Source organism: Pseudomonas sp. PDM03, from assembly GCF_014852385.1.
In the GTDB taxonomy this organism is placed as follows: Bacteria; Pseudomonadota; Gammaproteobacteria; order Pseudomonadales; family Pseudomonadaceae; genus Aquipseudomonas; species Aquipseudomonas migulae.
The window spans coordinates 227,838-245,142 of the sequence record NZ_JACVBM010000006.1 but is presented as its reverse complement, the minus strand read 5'-3'; the positions used below and the strand labels follow the sequence as shown (position 1 = coordinate 245,142).

General features: G+C 59.8%; 15 protein-coding genes and 1 pseudogene. 9 read left to right on the top strand and 7 right to left on the bottom strand.

The features are described 5' to 3' along the window. Positions 1–12 precede the first annotated feature (12 nt). The 7 genes from IB254_RS12320 to IB254_RS12290 all read left to right on the top strand — a co-directional run bounded on the left by IB254_RS12320 (position 13) and on the right by IB254_RS12290 (position 8,123). Positions 13–906, top strand: a complete 894-nt coding sequence (locus IB254_RS12320) for an NAD-dependent epimerase/dehydratase family protein (RefSeq protein ID WP_192417451.1) — start codon at positions 13–15, stop codon at positions 904–906. 205 nt (positions 907–1,111) lie between these two features. Further along, entirely contained in the window at positions 1,112–2,557 is a 1,446-nt protein-coding gene (locus IB254_RS12315; RefSeq protein WP_192417450.1) for a SulP family inorganic anion transporter, read from the top strand. Between the two features lie 283 nt (positions 2,558–2,840). Then, entirely contained in the window at positions 2,841–4,190 is a 1,350-nt protein-coding gene (locus tag IB254_RS12310; protein WP_192417449.1) for a gluconate:H+ symporter, read from the top strand. 15 nt (positions 4,191–4,205) lie between these two features. Further along, positions 4,206–5,066, top strand: coding sequence for a MurR/RpiR family transcriptional regulator (locus tag IB254_RS12305; protein WP_008029861.1), 861 nt, complete (start codon positions 4,206–4,208; stop codon positions 5,064–5,066). 1 nt (position 5,067) lies between these two features. Continuing rightward, entirely contained in the window at positions 5,068–6,543 is a 1,476-nt protein-coding gene (locus IB254_RS12300; RefSeq protein WP_192417448.1) for an N-acyl-D-amino-acid deacylase family protein, read from the top strand. Positions 6,544–6,699: 156 nt separating this feature from the next. Further along, positions 6,700–7,068, top strand: a complete 369-nt coding sequence (locus IB254_RS12295; protein WP_008036566.1) for a glyoxalase superfamily protein — start codon at positions 6,700–6,702, stop codon at positions 7,066–7,068. Between the two features lie 455 nt (positions 7,069–7,523). Continuing rightward, positions 7,524–8,123: a hypothetical protein gene (locus IB254_RS12290; protein WP_192417447.1), complete on the top strand. Its 600-nt coding sequence runs from the start codon at positions 7,524–7,526 to the stop codon at positions 8,121–8,123. A 96-nt stretch (positions 8,124–8,219) separates the two neighbouring features. On the opposite strand, the gene IB254_RS29855 is transcribed toward IB254_RS12290, so the two are convergent. Together IB254_RS29855 and IB254_RS29850 are read right to left on the bottom strand one after the other, a co-directional pair. Then, complete coding sequence (locus tag IB254_RS29855) at positions 8,220–8,933, bottom strand: methyl-accepting chemotaxis protein (protein WP_412548222.1); 714 nt, start codon at positions 8,931–8,933, stop codon at positions 8,220–8,222. A 144-nt stretch (positions 8,934–9,077) separates the two neighbouring features. Next, positions 9,078–10,004, bottom strand: a pseudogene (locus tag IB254_RS29850) (methyl-accepting chemotaxis protein); the annotation flags it as partial. A gap of 393 nt (positions 10,005–10,397) precedes the next feature. On the opposite strand from IB254_RS29850, the gene IB254_RS12280 reads away from it, so the two are divergent. Both IB254_RS12280 and IB254_RS12275 read left to right on the top strand, forming a co-directional pair. Then, complete coding sequence (locus tag IB254_RS12280) at positions 10,398–11,069, top strand: histidine phosphatase family protein (protein ID WP_192417446.1); 672 nt, start codon at positions 10,398–10,400, stop codon at positions 11,067–11,069. 8 nt (positions 11,070–11,077) lie between these two features. Further along, positions 11,078–11,941 carry a phosphatase PAP2 family protein gene (locus IB254_RS12275; RefSeq protein ID WP_008029852.1) on the top strand — a complete coding sequence of 288 codons (864 nt, stop codon included), beginning with the start codon at positions 11,078–11,080 and terminating at the stop codon, positions 11,939–11,941. 20 nt (positions 11,942–11,961) lie between these two features. Here the strand turns inward: IB254_RS12275 and IB254_RS12270 are convergent, their stop codons facing one another. From IB254_RS12270 to IB254_RS12250, 5 genes are all read right to left on the bottom strand, one after another. Beyond that, positions 11,962–12,222, bottom strand: a complete 261-nt coding sequence (locus IB254_RS12270) for a DUF6124 family protein (protein WP_192227671.1) — start codon at positions 12,220–12,222, stop codon at positions 11,962–11,964. Between the two features lie 439 nt (positions 12,223–12,661). After that, positions 12,662–13,702, bottom strand: coding sequence for a sensor histidine kinase (locus tag IB254_RS12265; protein ID WP_192417445.1), 1,041 nt, complete (start codon positions 13,700–13,702; stop codon positions 12,662–12,664). A gap of 10 nt (positions 13,703–13,712) precedes the next feature. Next, a complete protein-coding gene (locus tag IB254_RS12260) occupies positions 13,713–15,173 on the bottom strand; it encodes an ATPase domain-containing protein (protein WP_192417444.1) in 1,461 nt (486 codons plus the stop codon). Further along, positions 15,170–15,604 carry a hypothetical protein gene (locus IB254_RS12255; protein WP_225602327.1) on the bottom strand — a complete coding sequence of 145 codons (435 nt, stop codon included), beginning with the start codon at positions 15,602–15,604 and terminating at the stop codon, positions 15,170–15,172. The genes IB254_RS12260 and IB254_RS12255 overlap by 4 nt, the downstream gene beginning before the upstream one ends. Positions 15,605–15,882: 278 nt before the next feature. Then, complete coding sequence (locus IB254_RS12250; RefSeq protein ID WP_192417443.1) at positions 15,883–17,289, bottom strand: DUF2252 domain-containing protein; 1,407 nt, start codon at positions 17,287–17,289, stop codon at positions 15,883–15,885. Positions 17,290–17,305: the final 16 nt, after the last annotated feature.

Sequence of the window (17,305 nt, the reverse complement as noted above, 5' to 3'; positions counted from 1 at the left end):
GGGAGTTTCTCCATGAACGTATTCGTTACCGGCGCTGCAGGTTTCATCGGTGGCTCCATCGCTACAGGCCTGGTTCGCGCTGGCCACAAGGTCATCGGCCTGGTGCGCAGCAGCGAACAAGCCAATGAGCTGAGCGCGTTGGGCATCACGGCGGTCATCGGCACTCTTGACGACAGCGCACTATTGGCCGAACAGGCCCGCGCTGCCGACGCGGTGATCAACGCCGCCAGCAGCGACCATCGCAGCGCGGTGGAAGCCTTGGTCAATGCCTTGCGCGGTTCCAACAAAGTGTTCCTGCACACCAGCGGTTCGAGCATCGTCGGCGATGCGTCGGGCGGCCAGTTCGGCGACGCCATTTATTACGAAGACACGCTGCCGGAGCCTACTGTCGACAAGGCGGCCCGCGTGGCCATCGACAACCTGATCCTCGACGCGGCGAGCGACGGGGTGAACTCGGCGGTCATCTGTAACACGCTGATCTACGGCCACAGCCTGGGCGTCAAGCGCGACAGCGTGCAGTTGCCGCGCCTGCTGAAACAGGCTCGCAAAAGTGGCGTGGTCCGGCATGTCGGCACCGGCCAGAACATCTGGTCCAACGTGCACATCGAAGACGTGGTGTCCCTGTACTTGCTGGCGCTGACCAAAAACGTACCGGGCACGTTTTACTTCGTTGAAAGCGGTGAAGCGTCGTTCGTCGACATGACCACGGCGATTGCCCAGGCGTTGAATCTCGCTGAGCCGCAAGACTGGCCGCTGAAAGAGGCCGAAGCCGAGTGGGGTTATGAAATGGCCAACTACGGTTTGGGTTCCAACAGCCGGGTGCGCGGCAAGCATGCGCGGGAGTTGCTCGGTTGGGTGCCGAAGCGGACTTCGGTGGTTGAGTGGATTCGGGACGAGATGGTTTGAGTTCGCTCTAAACCGCGTCGCTGCCATCGCGAGCAGGCTCGCTCCCACATTGGATCTCCATTAGACACATATTTTGTGTACGACGAAGGTCCCTGTGGGAGTGAGCCTGCTCGCGATGGCATTTTCTGCCACCCTGCAACTGGCCGGGTTTCCCTCAATTCCGTACCATCCGCCCCCTCTTCCCCAGTTGTGTCCAGTCCTCCCCATGAAAGCAAACCGTCTGCGCGCCGATGTCCTGGCCGGGCTCACCACCTCTTTCGCCTTGTTGCCAGAATGCATCGCCTTCGCGCTGGTGGCTCACCTCAATCCGCTGATGGGCCTGTATGGCGCGTTCATCATTTGTACCCTGACCGCGCTGTTCGGCGGCCGGCCGGGCATGGTGTCGGGCGCGGCCGGTTCGATGGCCGTGGTGATCGTCGCGCTGGTGGTGCAGCACGGTGTGCAGTACTTGCTCGCGACGGTGTTGCTGGGCGGGTTGATCATGCTGGCGTTCGGGTTGTTGAAACTCGGCAAACTGGTGCGGATGGTGCCGCATCCGGTGATGCTCGGCTTCGTCAACGGCCTGGCGATCATCATCGCGCTGGCGCAACTGGAGCACTTCAAGAGCGGTGACAACTGGCTCAGCGGCTCACCGCTTTATGTGATGAGCGGATTGGTGGCGCTGACGATGGCGATCGTCTATCTGCTGCCGCGCCTGACCCGCGCCGTGCCGCCAGCGCTGGTGGCGATTCTGGGCGTCGGGCTGGCGGTGTATCTGCTCGGCTTGCCGACTCGCACCCTGGGCGACATGGCGCACATCGCCGGTGGTTTGCCGACGCTGGCCTTGCCAGACATTCCGTGGACGCTGGACACCCTGCGCATCATCGCCCCTTACGCGATATTGATGGCGCTGGTCGGCCTGCTGGAAACCCTGCTGACCCTGAACCTCACCGACGAAATCACCGAGAGCCGTGGCTTCCCGGATCGTGAATGTGTGGCGCTGGGCGCAGCCAACATGGTCTCCGGTGTGTTTGGCGGCATGGGTGGCTGCGCGATGATCGGCCAGACCGTGATCAACCTCAGCTCCGGCGGCCGGGGTCGGCTTTCCGGCGTGGTGGCCGGCGTGCTGATTCTGCTGTTCATTTTGTTCTTGTCGCCGCTGATCGAGCGCATTCCGCTGGCCGCATTGGTCGGCGTGATGTTCGTGGTGTCGCAACAGACGTTTGCCTGGGCTTCGCTGCGGGTGGTCAACAAGGTGCCGCTGAACGACGTGCTGGTGATCGTCGCCGTAACGGTCATCACGGTGTTTACCGACCTGGCCACCGCCGTGCTTTGCGGGATCATCATTGCGGCGCTCAACTTTGCCTGGCAGCAGGCCCGCGAGCTGTATGCCGACAGTCACCTCGAAACCGACGGCAGCAAGCTTTACCTGCTGCATGGCACGCTGTTTTTTGCCTCGACTACACCGTTTCTCAACCAGTTCGACCCCGCCAATGACCCGTCCGTGGTGACGATTGATTGTCGTCACCTGAGCTTCGTCGACTACTCGGCCATCGCGGCGCTGAAGACCCTGCGCGAACGTTACGCCAAGGCGGGCAAGCATCTGCGGGTGCTGCATCTGTCTGAGCGCTGCAAGAAACTGCTCAAGCGCGCTCGGGTGAATCACGACTGAGGTCCTGATCCTGTAGGAGTGAGACCGGCTTGCCGGCGATAGCGGTGTATCAGCCACATCATTGTTGACTGACACTCCCTTATCGCGAGCAGGCTCGCTCCCACAGGGGGGGGGCGGATGTAAATCCGTGCGCCTGATTTTCATATTCACCGACCTCGCATACCTCTGCGCGACAACCCTTACCCCTCTACGAAAATTACTTTCACCTCGTTTGAGTTTCACGCTTCGAAATGTTTTAAGAGTTTCACAAAACTTTCGACGTGACCCTTTCGAGGAGTACCGCATGACCCTGTCCTTCGGCTATTGGCTGCTGGTGTATGCCGCCATCGCCATCATCGCGCTGATCGTTCTGATCGCCCGTTACCGGCTCAATCCCTTCATCGTCATCACCCTGGTCTCCATCGGCCTGGCATTGCTCGCCGGCATGCCGCCGTCCGAGGTGGTCGGCGCGTATGAGGCCGGTGTCGGCAAGACCCTCGGGCACATCGCGCTGGTGGTGGCGCTGGGCACGATGCTCGGCAAGATGATGGCCGAGTCCGGCGGCGCCGAGCAGGTGGCGCGCACCTTGATCGACCGTTTCGGCGAGAAGAACGCGCATTGGGCGATGGTGTGCATCGCCTTCCTGGTCGGGTTGCCGTTGTTCTTCGAAGTCGGTTTTGTGTTGCTGGTGCCGATCGCGTTTACCGTGGCGCGCCGCGTGGGTGTGTCGATCCTGATGGTCGGTTTGCCGATGGTCGCCGGGCTGTCGGTGGTGCATGCGCTGGTGCCGCCGCACCCGGCGGCGATGCTGGCGGTGCAGGTGTATCAGGCGTCGGTGGGGCAGACGTTGATGTATGCGATTTTGATCGGCATTCCGACGGCGATTATTGCCGGCCCGCTGTACGCCAAGTTCATCGTGCCGCGCATTCAACTGCCGGCGGAAAACCCGCTGGAACGCCAGTTCCTCGAGCGCGAACCGCGCGACAGCCTGCCGGGTTTCGGCATCACCATGGCGACCATCCTGTTGCCGGTGCTGTTGATGCTGATCGGCGGCTGGGCCAATCTGATTTCTACGCCGGGCAGTGGCTTCAACCAGTTTTTGCTGTTCATCGGCAACTCGGTGATCGCGCTGCTGCTGGCGACCCTGCTGAGCTTCTGGACCCTCGGCCTCGCCCAGGGCTTCAACCGCGAATCGATCCTCAAGTTCACCAACGAATGCCTGGCGCCGACCGCCAGCATCACCTTGCTGGTTGGCGCCGGTGGCGGCTTGAACCGGATCCTGGTGGACGCCAGGGTCACCGACCAGATCGTCAGCCTGGCCCACGAATTTCACCTGTCGCCGCTGCTGATGGGCTGGTTGTTCGCGGCGTTGATGCGCATCGCCACCGGTTCCGCCACCGTGGCCATGACCACCGCCTCCGGCATTGTCGCGCCGGTGGCCATCGGTCTGGGTTATCCGCACCCGGAGTTGTTGGTGCTGGCGACCGGCGCCGGGTCGGTGATCTTTTCCCACGTCAATGACGGCGGCTTCTGGTTGATCAAGGAATACTTCAACATGAGCGTCACCCAGACGTTCAAGACCTGGACCGTGCTGGAGACCATTATTTCGCTGGTCGCCTTTGCGTTGACCGTGGGTCTTTCTTACCTGATTTAACCGGAGCCGCCTGCCATGGACATCCTCTACCAGATCCGCGCCCGTCAGGATTCCTTCAGCGCCGGCGAAGGACGCATCGCGCGGCTGATGCTCGACGACGTAGGATTTGCCTCTGCTGCCAGCCTCGACGAGCTGGCGCTGAGAGCGGAAGTCAGCACCGCCACGCTGTCGCGTTTCGCCCGCACGGTGGGTTGCCGCGACTTGCGCGACCTGCGTCTGCAACTGGCCCAGGCCAGCGGCGTCGGCAGTCGTTTTCTCGACCCGGCGGGCACGCCCGATCAGTCGGCGTTCTATGGGCAGATTGTGGGCGATATCGAGTCGACCTTGCGTCAGCACCTGTCGGCGTTCGACGAGTCGCGCTTCGCCGACGCGGTGAAACTGTTGGGCAAGGCGCGGATGATTCATGCCTTCGGTATGGGCGGTTGCTCGACCTTGTGCAGCGATGAACTGCAAGTGCGGCTGGTGCGCTTCGGCTACCCGATTTCGGTGTGCCACGACCCGGTGATGATGCGGGTCACCGCGGCCAGCCTCAGTGCCGAGCACGTGGTCATCGTCTGCTCGCTGACCGGCATCACCCCTGAGTTGCTCGAAACGGTGGAACTGGCCCGCAACTACGGCGCAAGGATTCTGGCCATCACACGCAGTGACTCGCCGTTGGCGCAACTGGCCGACATCGTGCTGCCGCTGCAAAGTGCGGAAACCTCGTTCATCTACAAACCCACGGCGGCGCGCTACGGCATGCTGCTGGCCATCGACGTGCTCGCAACCGAGCTGGCGCTGGCCAATCCTGAAGACAATCAAGAACGTCTGCGGCGGATCAAACTCGCCCTCGACGATTACCGCGGCGGCGACGATCACTTGCCGCTGGGAGACTGACATGATGTACGACACGCTGATTCGCAACGCCCTGATCATCGACGGCAGCAACGCCCCCGGTTACCCCGCCGACGTGGCAATTCTGCACGGCCGCATCGAGCGCATCGGCGACCTGCACGACGCCACCGCCAGCGAAGAAATCGACGCCGCCGGCCGGGTCCTGGCGCCGGGTTTCATCGATGTGCACACCCACGACGACACGGTGGTGATCCGCCAGCCGCAAATGCTGCCCAAGCTCAGCCAGGGCGTGACCACGGTGATCGTCGGCAACTGCGGGATCAGCGCTTCGCCGGTGAGTTTGAAGGGCGATCCGCCAGACCCGATGAACCTGCTCGGCACCTCGGCGGCCTTTGTTTACCCAACGTTCCGCGACTACCGCGCGGCGGTCGAAGCGGCGAACACCACGTTGAACGTCGCCGCTCTGGTCGGCCACACCGCGTTGCGCAGCAATCACCTTGATGACCTGTTTCGCACGGCCACGTCGGATGAAATCAGCGCGATGCGTGAGCAACTGCGCGAAAGCCTTGAAGCCGGCGCGTTGGGTTTGTCCACTGGTTTGGCGTACGCCAGCGCGTTCTCGGCGTCCACTGATGAAGTGATGCAACTGACCGAAGAACTGACCGCGTTCGGCGCGGTGTACACCACCCATTTGCGCAGCGAATTCGAGCCCGTGCTGGAGGCCATGGACGAGGCGTTCCAGATCGGCCGTCATGCGCAATCACCGGTGATCATTTCCCACCTCAAATGTGCCGGTGCCGGTAACTGGGGGCGGAGTCCGCAACTGTTGGCCTCACTTGAAGAAGCCGCGAAAACCCACCCGGTGGGCTGCGATTGCTATCCCTACGCGGCGAGCTCTTCGACCCTGGACCTCAAGCAAGTGACCGATGCGCACCGCATCACCATCACTTGGTCCACGCCGCACCCGGAACTCGGTGGCCGCGACCTGATGGATATCGCCGCCGAATGGAACGTTCCGCTGCTGGAGGCCGCTCGCCGGCTGCAACCGGCTGGCGCGGTGTACTACGGAATGGACGAGTCGGATGTACGAAGCATCCTCGCGCATCCGCTGTCGATGGTCGGTTCCGACGGCTTGCCGGAAGACCCGTTCCCGCATCCACGTTTGTGGGGCGCTTTCCCACGCGTCCTCGGGCATTTCAGTCGCGATGTCGGGCTGTTTCCGCTGCACACCGCGGTACACAAAATGACCGGGTTGTCCGCGGCGCGATTCGGCTTGAAGGAGCGCGGCGAAATCCGTGAAGGGCATTGGGCCGACCTGGTGCTGTTCGATCCTGCAACCATCCGTGATGTCGCGGATTTCAACGATCCGCAACGGGCGGCAGAAGGCATTGACGGGGTGTGGGTCAACGGTGTGTTGAGTTACAGCGAAGGGCAGGCGAACGGGAAACGGGAAGGGCGGTTCCTGGCGCGGGAAGGCGATTTGCGTGACGGTTTTCAGAGCCTCCACAAACCCCTGTAGGAGCCAGGCTTGCCGGCGAAAGCGATCAGCCAGTCGACAAATCTTTTGAACTGCTTCACGTGGTGGCACATTGCAATTAAAGAAAGCCATCGCCAAGCCGAAGCGCTGACACTAGCCCGGCTACACTCAGGGCCTTACCAGTCTGGGAGCAACTTGATGAGCTTCGGCAAAACCACCCCGATCCTGCGGATTTTCGACGAAAACAAGGCCGTGGAGTTCTACGTCGACTTCCTCGGCTTCAAGATCGACTGGCAGCACCGTTTCGAGCCGAATTTCCCGCTGTACCTGCAAGTCTCCCGCGGCGAATGCGTGTTGCACCTGTCGGAACATCACGGCGACAGCACGCCGGGCTCGGCGCTGCGCATCGAGACCGATGAGCTGGAGGCGTTTCAGCAGCAATTGCTGGCCAAGGACTACACGTTTTCGCACCCACAGATCCAGGCCATGCCGTGGGGCAGCCAGGACATGACCATCGCTGATCCGTTCGGGAATCGGTTGGTGTTTACCAATGCGATTAGTGTTTGAGTACGGTCTGACAGATTGATCGCCATTGATCTGTAGGAGCCGGCTTGCTGGCGATAGCCGTGTGTCAGGCGCAATCCATGTTGATGGATCCGCCGCAATCGCCAGCAAGCCGGCTCCTACAGGGTTGGTGCCATCCTGTGGGAGCGCCGCTTGTCGACGAATGAGGGTGACTCAGACCCTGAAGTGACTCACCATCATCTGCAACTGATTACCCAACCGCGCCAGTTCAACACTGGATTTAGCGGTTTCGTCGCTGGCAGCGGCGGTCTGTTCGGACACGTCGCGTACGTCGACGAGGCTGCCAGAAAAAGGTTTCTACATAAATTAGTATTGGCTGTAAGTGGAAGCCGTTCGTCGCAACTGTCATTTGTTACAGCTATTTATTGTGCGGCACAGATACTAAAAGGAGAGATAAAGGAAGCGGTAATCGCGACCGTTGAAGGAATACTGAAATTATGAACAACGAAGAAAGAGTATTTCCATCTCCCCCTTTGCCTCCCCAGATCACTTCCCCCATTAGTGCCGTTGACAATACCTTTGTTTTTAAGATTCAGGCAATTACGGCTCGGAGGGAAGTTGGCTCGAACTGGAATTTGCAGATTCGCGAATTTCTCACTGGCCGTATTATTAGCGAAATTCTCAAGCCAGCTCCCTCAGTAACATTTGAGCACAGTGTTCCCCTGGGAACTATTTTACCTGGCACATCTTTCGAAATCGCCATTCAATGTGTAGAAAGAGGCTACCTCACTCCATGGGGTTATAAACTTGTTGGAAGAATGGGACTCGGAATCCCGTATATGCTAAGCGCCTCCGGTGACATTCATACAAATAAACCATTGCTTAAACTAAGCGGTTCTCCTAAAGCCACCATCAGATTGTATAAAGCTGGTTCGGGCGCAATTGTTCATGGCGAGGGAGAGGCAGGGGCGGATGGTACTGTTTGGATCCAGGTTGAGGTGCCGCTGAGTTCAGGCCATTTTCCAATGACTGCTAATCAGACCTTTAACGGTGAGACGTCCGGTTGGATGGGGACGCGGGAATTTAATGTTCCTTGAACATCATCATGCCAATAACAGGTAATCAGGAGGCTCGCAGTAATGCGAGCCGCCTTCAAAACACGTCAAAATCTTTGCTGACGTGTTTGAGTACAGTCAAACCCTGAAGTGACTCACCATCATCTGCAACTGATTACCCAACCGCGCCAGTTCAACACTGGATTTAGCGGTCTCGTCGCTGGCAGCGGCGGTCTGTTCGGACACGTCGCGTACGTTGATGATGCTGCGGCTGATCTCTTCGGCCACGGCGCTTTGCTGTTCGGCGGCGGCAGCGATCTGCTGGTTCATCGACTGGATGTTGGACACCGTGCGGGTGATGTTTTCCAGTGACACACCGGCCTTGCGGGTCAGGGCGACGCTGCTGTCGGTGAGGGCGCGGCTGTTGTTCATTACGGCGGACACTTGTTGCGTGCCGTTCTGCAAACCGGCCACCAGGCCTTCGATTTCCTCGGTGGACTTCTGCGTGCGCTGGGCCAGCCCACGCACTTCGTCGGCCACCACGGCAAAACCACGACCGGCTTCACCGGCACGTGCCGCTTCAATGGCAGCGTTGAGCGCCAGCAGGTTGGTCTGTTCGGCCACGGCCTTGATCACGTCCATGACGCTGCCGATCTTGTCGCTTTCGTGTTGCAGCACGCTCATGGCTTCGGTGGAACGCACCACTTCGCTGGCCAGGCGCTCGATCTGGGCGATGGCTTCGTTGACCACTTTGTCGCCTTCGCGGGCTTCGCCGTCGGCGGCGGCCGCTGCTTGCGACGCTTCTTCGGCATTGCGCGCGACTTCCTGCACGGTGGCGGTCATCTCGTGCATGGCGGTGGCCACCTGATCGGTCTCGATCTTCTGGCTGTTAACGCCGGCGCTGGTTTGCCCGGTCACGGCCGACAATTCTTCGGCGGCGCTGGCGATCTGGGTAACGCCGTCGCGGATACCGCTGATCAGGTCACGCAGGGTCACGCCCATGCGCGCGATGCCTTGTTGCAACACGCCGAGTTCATCGCGGCGCGTCACTTTGACGTCCTGGGACAGGTCGCCGCCGGCGATGCGCTCGACCACTGCCAGCGTATCGCGCAGCGGGCGGGTGATCTGACGGGTGATGATGACGGCGGCAATGATCCCGACCAGCAATGCCAGCAAGGTGCTGATCAGTTGCAGGGTGCGGGCTTGCGCGCTTTCAGCGTCACGACGGTCGAGCTGGATCTGATACAGCTGCTCGCTGAGGGTCACGATAGCGGCGCCCTGATCGGTCATTTCCTTGCGCGCCTGCACAGCATCGTTGCTCGCGGCTTTATAAGCCTGCAAAGCGCTGCGGTAATTGCTCAATGCCGTTTCCAGTTGGCGCAACTCGTCCAGCATAGTGTCGGCGAATTGCACATTGAGCTGTTTCAGGCTGGCGATGGCCGCGTCCAGTTGGCCGACGGCTTTCTGCTCGGTCTCGGCGTTGGTGGTCGCGGTGTAGCCGCGAACTTCGTAGCGGGCCAGCATGAACGCTTCCTTGGCGGCGGTGATGGCCTGGAATTGTTCGAAGCGCTGATCGCTCAACGGCATTTGTTGTACGCGGGTACTGATGGCGTTGATCAGCGAATTCGCGTTTTCCGCGTTGGCGCCCATGGCGTCGCGCGCGCTGTTGCCGGCGCGGTAGGCGCTGCGCATTTTGTTCAGGGACGTTTTGTACGCGTCAATTTGCGTACCTTGCTCTTTGAGCAGCTTGAGGTTTTCCGGGCTCTTGAACTTCACCAGCAGCGCTTGTTGCTGAGCGGCAAACGCATCCAGCGTGGTCTGGACGTTCTGCGCGGTGGTTTCATCGCCGTTGGTCAGCATGTATTGCAGGCGAACCACACGCAGTTTGGTCAGGCCGGCATTGAGCTGGGTGATGTCACTCATCCAGTTGCTGCGGTCAATCAGGCTGCCCAGGCTCGTCCAGCCGGTCAGGGCGAGGACGCAGGTCAGTGCCAGGACCAGGCCAAACCCCAGGCCCAGTTTCATGTTCACGCTGATGTTGCCGAACCAGCTATTCATCAAATTCCTCCAGGAACGTTGCGCTTTTGGTCGTCGGTTGGCTGGAAGATTGTTGTTTTTGGTAGCCAAGGGTGTGTAGCAGGTCTGTATCGGCAGCAATCGCGAGAGCTGAAAGGATTTTGTCAGACGGTTCTGTAACAAAAGTTTTTGCAGGGGGCTTAAGCTTTTTTTCACATGGGTTTCACCGGCTGCCGACGCGAGCCTCTCTACCCTCGCGGCATCGAATGTAAGTGATGCATGCCGGTGAGGCGGCCTGATGTGGAATTGAGACTGAGTCTGTTCGGGGTCAAACGCTCGATTGATCTGAGCCGTTTTACCCGCTATCGAAACACCGCAGTGGTACTCGCCTCGGCGCTGTTGGTGATCCCGTTGACCGTCTGGCTATTGCGGCCTGCCGCCGTTCCGGACCTGGCCCATGGCAATGTCTCGGGCGCCCGGGCGTTGTTATCCGGTTGGGCCAAGGGCGACATGATTGTGCTGGTGCGTCATGTCGAGCGCTGCGATCACTCGACGGCCGCGTGCCTGACGGGCAATGACGGCATCACGGATCGCTCGCGCAGCGTCGCCGTGAGTGTCGGTGCGCAATTCGAAAGGCTCGGCCTGGGCAAGGCTGACGTTTACAACAGCCCGATGATGCGGACCGCGCAGACGGCCTCCTACATGTTCAACAAGGTGAGTACTCATGAGGAGTGGTTGATCAATTGCAAGGGCACTATGTTGCGTGACGCGCTGGCGCACAAAGTGCCAGGGCGTAATCTGATTCTGGTGACCCACAGTGAATGCATGGCGCAGATCGAGAAAGGCCTCAAGCTGCCGACGGCCACTCTTGGCTATGGCGCCTCTTTGTTTATCTCCGCCGAATCGCTACAGGCGCCGCGAATGCTTGGTTACATCGAAGCTTCCGACTGGCGCACGGTGACCAGCCAATGAGTAATCCCATGCGTTTTTACTACTTCAACTTCGGTATTCCACTGGCCTGCGCGGCCGTCGTTTTTCTGATGTTCGACATGACCAAAATCGACATCGCGTTCAGTAATCTTTTTTTTGATCCGCTGACCCAGACCTTCCCGCTCGACCAGGTTCACTTCTTTGAAAAGCTCACCCATAAATGGGCGCGCATCATTCCGAACTGGACTGCTGAAATTGCCTTGATCGGCGCGATGCTGTCGTTTGTCTGGCCCCTGATCAACCCGCAAAAGCGTCCGCGTCTTGGCCGATTCCTGGAGCGGAGCAAAGCCGCTCCGGTGCTGAAGTTTGCCTATGACCATCGCCGGGATTTTCTGTTTGTGGTGTTCGCGTTTGCCATTTGCACCGGGGTGATCCATTTCCTCAAGGCGCACACCAGCGTGTATTGCCCGATTGAAACGACCCTGTATGGCGGGAAAATTGCCCACATGGAGTGGTACGAAAACTTCCAACTGTTCAGGGAAGCCGGTGAAGGGCGCTGCTGGCCGGGCGGGCATGCTTCGGGCGGGTTCACCATGCTGGCGTTGTACTTCGTGGCGCGCCGCTATCGCTGGCGCTATTCGAAAGCGCTGATGTACGGCTCGCTGCTGCTCGGTTTTGTCTACGGCACGACGCGGGTCCTGCAAGGCTGGCATTACATGTCCCACACGTTCTGGGCCGGGATTTTCGTGTGGCTGGCGTGTTTGCTGACGGCGTTGGCGTTTTATGGGCGAGCGCGGCTGGATGTGCCGGTGGATCAGATGACATCACTGTCGGCTGGCCGTCCGTCATCGCGAGCAGGCTCGCTCCCGCAAGGGAACGCGGTCCAGTGTGGGAGCGAGCCTGCTCGCGATTAACGATGACGCGGTATGCCTGCCTACTCCTGCGGGTCAACGTTATCCAGTGCCTGGTTCACTGCCAGCTCCGCGAGCATGATGATCTGCGCAATGGCCAGCGCGGTGTTGCGCTGTGAACCGTCGAGGTAGGTGGCTAAATCGCTGGTCATGACGCTGGCGGATGCCAATGACTCGCAGGCATGGGCGAGGAGGTTTTCGGTGCCGATGTCGGGGAGGATCGTGAAAAAGGGGCTGGGGCGATAGGGTTTGTTGGTGGGGGGATCGGGGATTAATTTATCCACTAGAAGGTTCCTTTCGTAGTCGGAGCCATCAACTCCCGATCTCACTCGGCGAAGAGGTGGCAGCTATGTGCGGAGTGAGATCACCGGCAAAAGGAACCCGGCCAGACCAAAGTCTGCCCGCACACAGCCGCCATAAAGTATTGCGGACAGCGAAAAGCTGGCGGCAATTATGGGGGGACTGGCGCTCGTTTCCAATTGCTGAGCCGGGGATCTCACACCCGATCACTGAGTTTTCAGTGACAAGCAAAGACTAAAGAGCCCGCTTCCGAGCAACAACCCTAAAAATCTGTGGGCGTTTTCTTCGTTTTTGGTAGGACATGTCCTGCAATGAAGACGACATTTTTCGACAGTGAAGTCGCCATCGCGAGCAGGCTCGCTCCCACAGGGGAGCGCGGTCCAATGTGGGAGCGGGCTTGCTCGCGAAGAACGATGACGCAATTTACTTTGCGTACGAGTCAAGGCTTGCCAGCGGCAAGGTCACGATGAAGATACTGCCCTGGCCGGTGCCATCGCTTAGGCCGATCACTTTGCCGCCATGGGCTTCGACCAGCTCACGCACCACCGTCAGGCCAATGCCCAGACCTGCGCCATAGAAGCCCACTGCATGAACATCCTGCACAAAGGGCTCGAAGATAAACGGCAATGTCTCAGGCGAAATACCGATGCCGTTATCGCCAATGTTTATTTTCAGCTGATCGGCTTCGGTGGTGACCGACAGCGTGACCGTGCCGCCCGCCGGCGTGTATTTGGCGGCATTGCCCAACAGGTTGCCGAGAATCTGAGTGAGCCGCAGAGGATCGCCGTTCACCGCCAACGCGCACTCGGGCAGTTCTGCGCTGAATTGCAAGTTGTTAGCGAGCATGACCGGCTTACAGATTTCTATCGCCTCGCGGATGATCTGAACCATATCGACCTTGCGGCAAGTGAGGCGAAACTTGCCGGTGCTGGCGCGGGCGACGTCAAGCAAGTCTTCCACCAACCGAGACATATGCTGCACCTGACCCTCGATCAGCTGCTGCATGCGTGGCAATTCCTCACTCGGCACCCGTACCAGTCGACCGGCAATCATGCTGATGGGCGTCAGCGGGTTCCGCAGTTCGTGGGCCACCAAGGTGAGGACCTTGCGTTGCTCCTCCAGCGCGCGTTCAGCCGCCACCTGCAGGTGTTGTGCGCTCAGCGCGGCGATCACCAATTGCTCGTTGGCTTCGCGTATCTCCAGGTACAGTTGCTGTTCTGCCTGCGCGAGTCTTGGCCTGTCAGCCTCCGATTGCGCCGACAGAATCGCCAGTACCAATTGCTGATTGGCCTCGATCAGTAGCTCGACCTGTTGACTATCGACGAACTGGGTGTTGGCTTCGCTCAGCTCCTTGTTCAACGCCGCCAGCACCGCGCGCGCCTCGACGGTTTTCTGGCCGAGCAAGAACAGTTCGCGTGCCGCAGTGGCAATTGCTTGCTCATTCTCGCCCTTGGCCTCGTTCATGATCTTTTGCTCATCCTTTGTCTGTGCCCACATGCTGCCGGGTAGGCCGGCCACCGAGCAGGCCTTCCTGATCCGGCAGCATTTCGCCGATCTGCAAGCCGTGATCGTCGATGCGGTACAGGCGCAGTTCATCGGAGTGGGCACTGGCCCGTACCTTGACCACGGCCATGATGCGCAACAGGCGGCTCTGCACTTCAATGTAGCGCTGAACGATGATCGCGTCGGTGAGAAACGCCGTCCCATAGGGGCTGAAGCGCAGGTCGGTGTAGCGGTCTTCCAGTTCCGAGGTCAGCAACACGCTGACCCCGACGCTGGTCAGGGCCGTGACCATGCGTGACAGCGACTCGCGAAAGTCTTCGCGGAAGGTCGGGGCCAGTGCCAGTTCGAAACCCGATAAAGAGTCGATCACCACGCGGGTGGCTTTCAGTCGGGTGATTTCACTCAACAGCAACTGCACGATTTCGTCGATGGACAAGTCCGGTGCGCGGCTGTCCACCAGGCCGACCTGTCCGTTCTGGATCAGACCGGCGAGGGTGGCGTTCTGCGAGTGATTGGGCCGTTGCTCGAATACCGCAATCACGCCGGTTTCGCCATTGCGCGCGCCTTCAGCGAGGAACGTCGCGGCGAGTATGCTTTTGCCTGAGCCCGAGGGGCCGGCCACCAGCAGCGAATAACCACGCGGCAGGCCACCGCCGAGCATCTCGTCGAGCTGGGGCACGCCCATTTTCAGGCGCTTTATCGGGAACTCCAGCGGAGCTTCAACCGGGTTGAGTGCCGCTGGCGCGAAGACTTTGATCCCCGACGTGGCGATGCGGAACGTGTGCAGTCCCGGCAGCGTCGGCTGGCCACGCATCTTCATGATTTCCATCTTGCGCACCATGGAGTTGCGCTGAACGCTCTGGCGCAGCCAGATCAGGCCATCGGCCACGGTGAAAATCGGGTTGGTGTCGGTTTCGGTGAAATACTCGCCAATCAGGAAGGTGGTGGCCTGCCAGGTGGTCATTAACATGCCCAGTTGTTGAACGAACTGCGGCAGGTTGTTGTTCGGGTTGTCCTGAGTCTGGCTCGCCAGCACCACAGAGCGGAAGGAATCGACGAACACCAGCGCCGGGGAGTGCGCCTCGACTTCGCTGACGATGCGCCGCAGCACTTCGTCCAGATTCCCGGCGAGGGTGTCGTCGGCCAGGTTGATGTAGCGGATCGACTGGTTGATCGCTTCGCTGTCGAAAAAGTCGAATTGCTGCTGATAACGCAGCATCTTCAGCGGCGGCTCACCGAGCACTGTAAAGAACAGCGCCGGACGCTCGGGCGTCGCCAGGGCAAACATCATCTGATGCGCGAGGGTGGTTTTGCCGCAGCCCGGGGGGCCGGCGATCAGGTTGAACGAAAACTCCGGCAAACCTCCGCCCAGCACCTCGTCCAGTCCTGGCACACCGGTGGCCAGGCGGTTGATAGTCACTTTGGTGCTCATGGCGAATTTTCCTGCGAAGGGGTGTCGCTCAAAGAAGGTTCCCACACGCCACGAAGCAAACGTGCGGTGAGCGAGGGCCCGATCAGCGTGGTCAGTAGCTCGTAAAAGGTTGTCAGCAACACTTCACCGAAAAACAACGCATCGGCTTCGCTTTGCTCAACGAGTACGGACTTGAGGGCGGTCATATCCGGGAAGGCCTGCACACTGTCATAAGTGCCGGCCAGATGTGGATGGTTGGAGACGCACAGATGAAGGCTGCGGCGATAAAGTGCGGCAACCCCTTGCTGGCCGATGATGGGCGAGAGGGCCGCATCCATGGCCTGCAATATTGACGCGATTGCTTCTGCGACGGTTGTAATGTCAGCGTTGGGGCCAAAGCGGTGCGTCAGAGAAGATACGATCTGACGGCTCTCTTCGCTAAGCGTGGACATGGCTAACTGATATCTGAAGGACTGGCTTTGATGGTACACCCGACGGGAGTCGGGGAGGGATTTGTGTCGGATGCAGGTTTGCTGGGAAACGGGCAAAAAAAGCCCGCGGGAGGGCGGGCAAACCGTAGTTTCTTGAATGAGCGAGCGCACTGTACCGAGTACTGTCGCGGGTCGGGGTGAAGAAAAATTCATCTGCGCAGTGCACTTTGGTCGCTCGCTCATCGCTCATCGCTCATCGCTCCTGCGCCAGTAGCCGTGGTTGAAACGGGTGACTGGACTCAAGGCAAATGATCGGCCGCAAAGTCCGCCTCCGACCGTGCCCGCAAACGCCCCTTGCGACACGCTTGCTGGAAGCGTTCGAAGTCGCGGTCATTCTGTTCGGTATAGGTTTTCGCATACTTGAACAGCGCATCGGCCAGCGCATCGCTTTTGCCGATATAACCGCTGATCTGCGCGGCATGCCCGGACGATTTGGCGTGCGCACGGGCGAGGGCGCGGCCGCAGATTCGGCCGTAGGCGGCAAAGGCTTCGGCGTCGAAGGTTTCCAGTTCGGCGGAGATTTTCATGTCGCGCAACTGACGCACGTAAAAATGGCGACCGTTGGGGCCGGTGGTCCAGCCGAGGAACAGATCACTGGCGGACTGCATCAGCCGTTGACCATCGACCACGCGCTGACCGTTATGCCGAACGCGAGACTTGGCCTTCACGTAGTCGGCGAGCACCGACCGCCGTGCTTCCTTGAATTGCAGGAACAACGGGAACTCTTGCTCGTCAGTCAGCAGCGCCACCAGGCAGCGCGTGCCGACACTGCCGACACCGCCCACTTTGAACGCCAGGTCCTGAACATTGAAGCGCGACAACAACCCGCGCCGGTCGGCTTGCAGGGTCGTCCGATATTCGCTCATGAACGTCTCGTAGAGCGGTTGCCAGTCCGCGAGTCGCAGCCAGTCATCGTCGGCATCCAGCAGCGTGGTGTTTTTGTGCAGATGAAAAATTTCCGGCAGGTCATCGCGAATGATCAGGCGGCCTGCGGCGTCACGCTCACTGATTTTCGGCAACAGTTCGGCATGGGTACGGCGTTCGGCTTTGGCGATGGCGCGCTCCACATGCTCCAGCGTGGCTTTACTCGCCTGTTGCCGCAGGTCTTCGTAATTGATGGACTCGTACCAGTTCTCCAACGCGCTTTGCTCCGCGCATTCGAGCATCGTTTGCTGATACGCGGCGACCATTTCGCGGCAGACTTTTTCTTCCACGGTTTCGCCATGGCGCAGGTCACGGGCGGCCACCATGAAACTCGCCACCAGACGTTTGACATCCCACTCCCAGGGGCCGGGATGGGCCTCATCGAAGTCATTGACGCTGAACAGCAGGTTGCGCTCTGGGGTGGCGAAACCGCCGAAGTTCATCAAGTGACTGTCACCACAAATCGTCGACACCAGACCCATGTTCGCCGTGCCGGCCAGGTCGTGAGCCTGCAACAGCGCGTTGCCGCGATAAAAGGTGAACGGCGACACCAGCATGCGACCGTAGCGTAACTCGACCAGAGAATTGACCCGTCCCTCACTGGAGCGCTTGATCAACGGCAGCGGGTCACGATTGGTTTTTCCGGTGGCCGCTTGAGCACTGCGAGGGCAGTTTTTTCGAGCGTCCTTGCCTTGCTTCAAGCGGTCTTTGAGGGTGGTCATGGCGACTCTGCGTTGT

What these genes read in the sequence shown, in the direction of transcription:
- IB254_RS12295 (WP_008036566.1), top strand. Translation starts at nt 6,700, where the DNA reads ATGAGCTTCGGCAAAACCACCCCGATCCTGCGGATTTTCGACGAAAAC.
- IB254_RS12320 (WP_192417451.1), top strand. Translation starts at nt 13, where the DNA reads ATGAACGTATTCGTTACCGGCGCTGCAGGTTTCATCGGTGGCTCCATC.
- IB254_RS12310 (WP_192417449.1), top strand. Translation starts at nt 2,841, where the DNA reads ATGACCCTGTCCTTCGGCTATTGGCTGCTGGTGTATGCCGCCATCGCC.
- IB254_RS12265 (WP_192417445.1), bottom strand. Translation starts at nt 13,702, where the DNA reads ATGAACGAGGCCAAGGGCGAGAATGAGCAAGCAATTGCCACTGCGGCA.
- IB254_RS12250 (WP_192417443.1), bottom strand. Translation starts at nt 17,289, where the DNA reads ATGACCACCCTCAAAGACCGCTTGAAGCAAGGCAAGGACGCTCGAAAA.
- IB254_RS12275 (WP_008029852.1), top strand. Translation starts at nt 11,078, where the DNA reads ATGCGTTTTTACTACTTCAACTTCGGTATTCCACTGGCCTGCGCGGCC.
- IB254_RS12255 (WP_225602327.1), bottom strand. Translation starts at nt 15,604, where the DNA reads ATGTCCACGCTTAGCGAAGAGAGCCGTCAGATCGTATCTTCTCTGACG.
- IB254_RS12300 (WP_192417448.1), top strand. Translation starts at nt 5,068, where the DNA reads ATGATGTACGACACGCTGATTCGCAACGCCCTGATCATCGACGGCAGC.
- IB254_RS12305 (WP_008029861.1), top strand. Translation starts at nt 4,206, where the DNA reads ATGGACATCCTCTACCAGATCCGCGCCCGTCAGGATTCCTTCAGCGCC.
- IB254_RS12290 (WP_192417447.1), top strand. Translation starts at nt 7,524, where the DNA reads ATGAACAACGAAGAAAGAGTATTTCCATCTCCCCCTTTGCCTCCCCAG.
- IB254_RS12315 (WP_192417450.1), top strand. Translation starts at nt 1,112, where the DNA reads ATGAAAGCAAACCGTCTGCGCGCCGATGTCCTGGCCGGGCTCACCACC.
- IB254_RS29855 (WP_412548222.1), bottom strand. Translation starts at nt 8,933, where the DNA reads ATGCACGAGATGACCGCCACCGTGCAGGAAGTCGCGCGCAATGCCGAA.
- IB254_RS12260 (WP_192417444.1), bottom strand. Translation starts at nt 15,173, where the DNA reads ATGAGCACCAAAGTGACTATCAACCGCCTGGCCACCGGTGTGCCAGGA.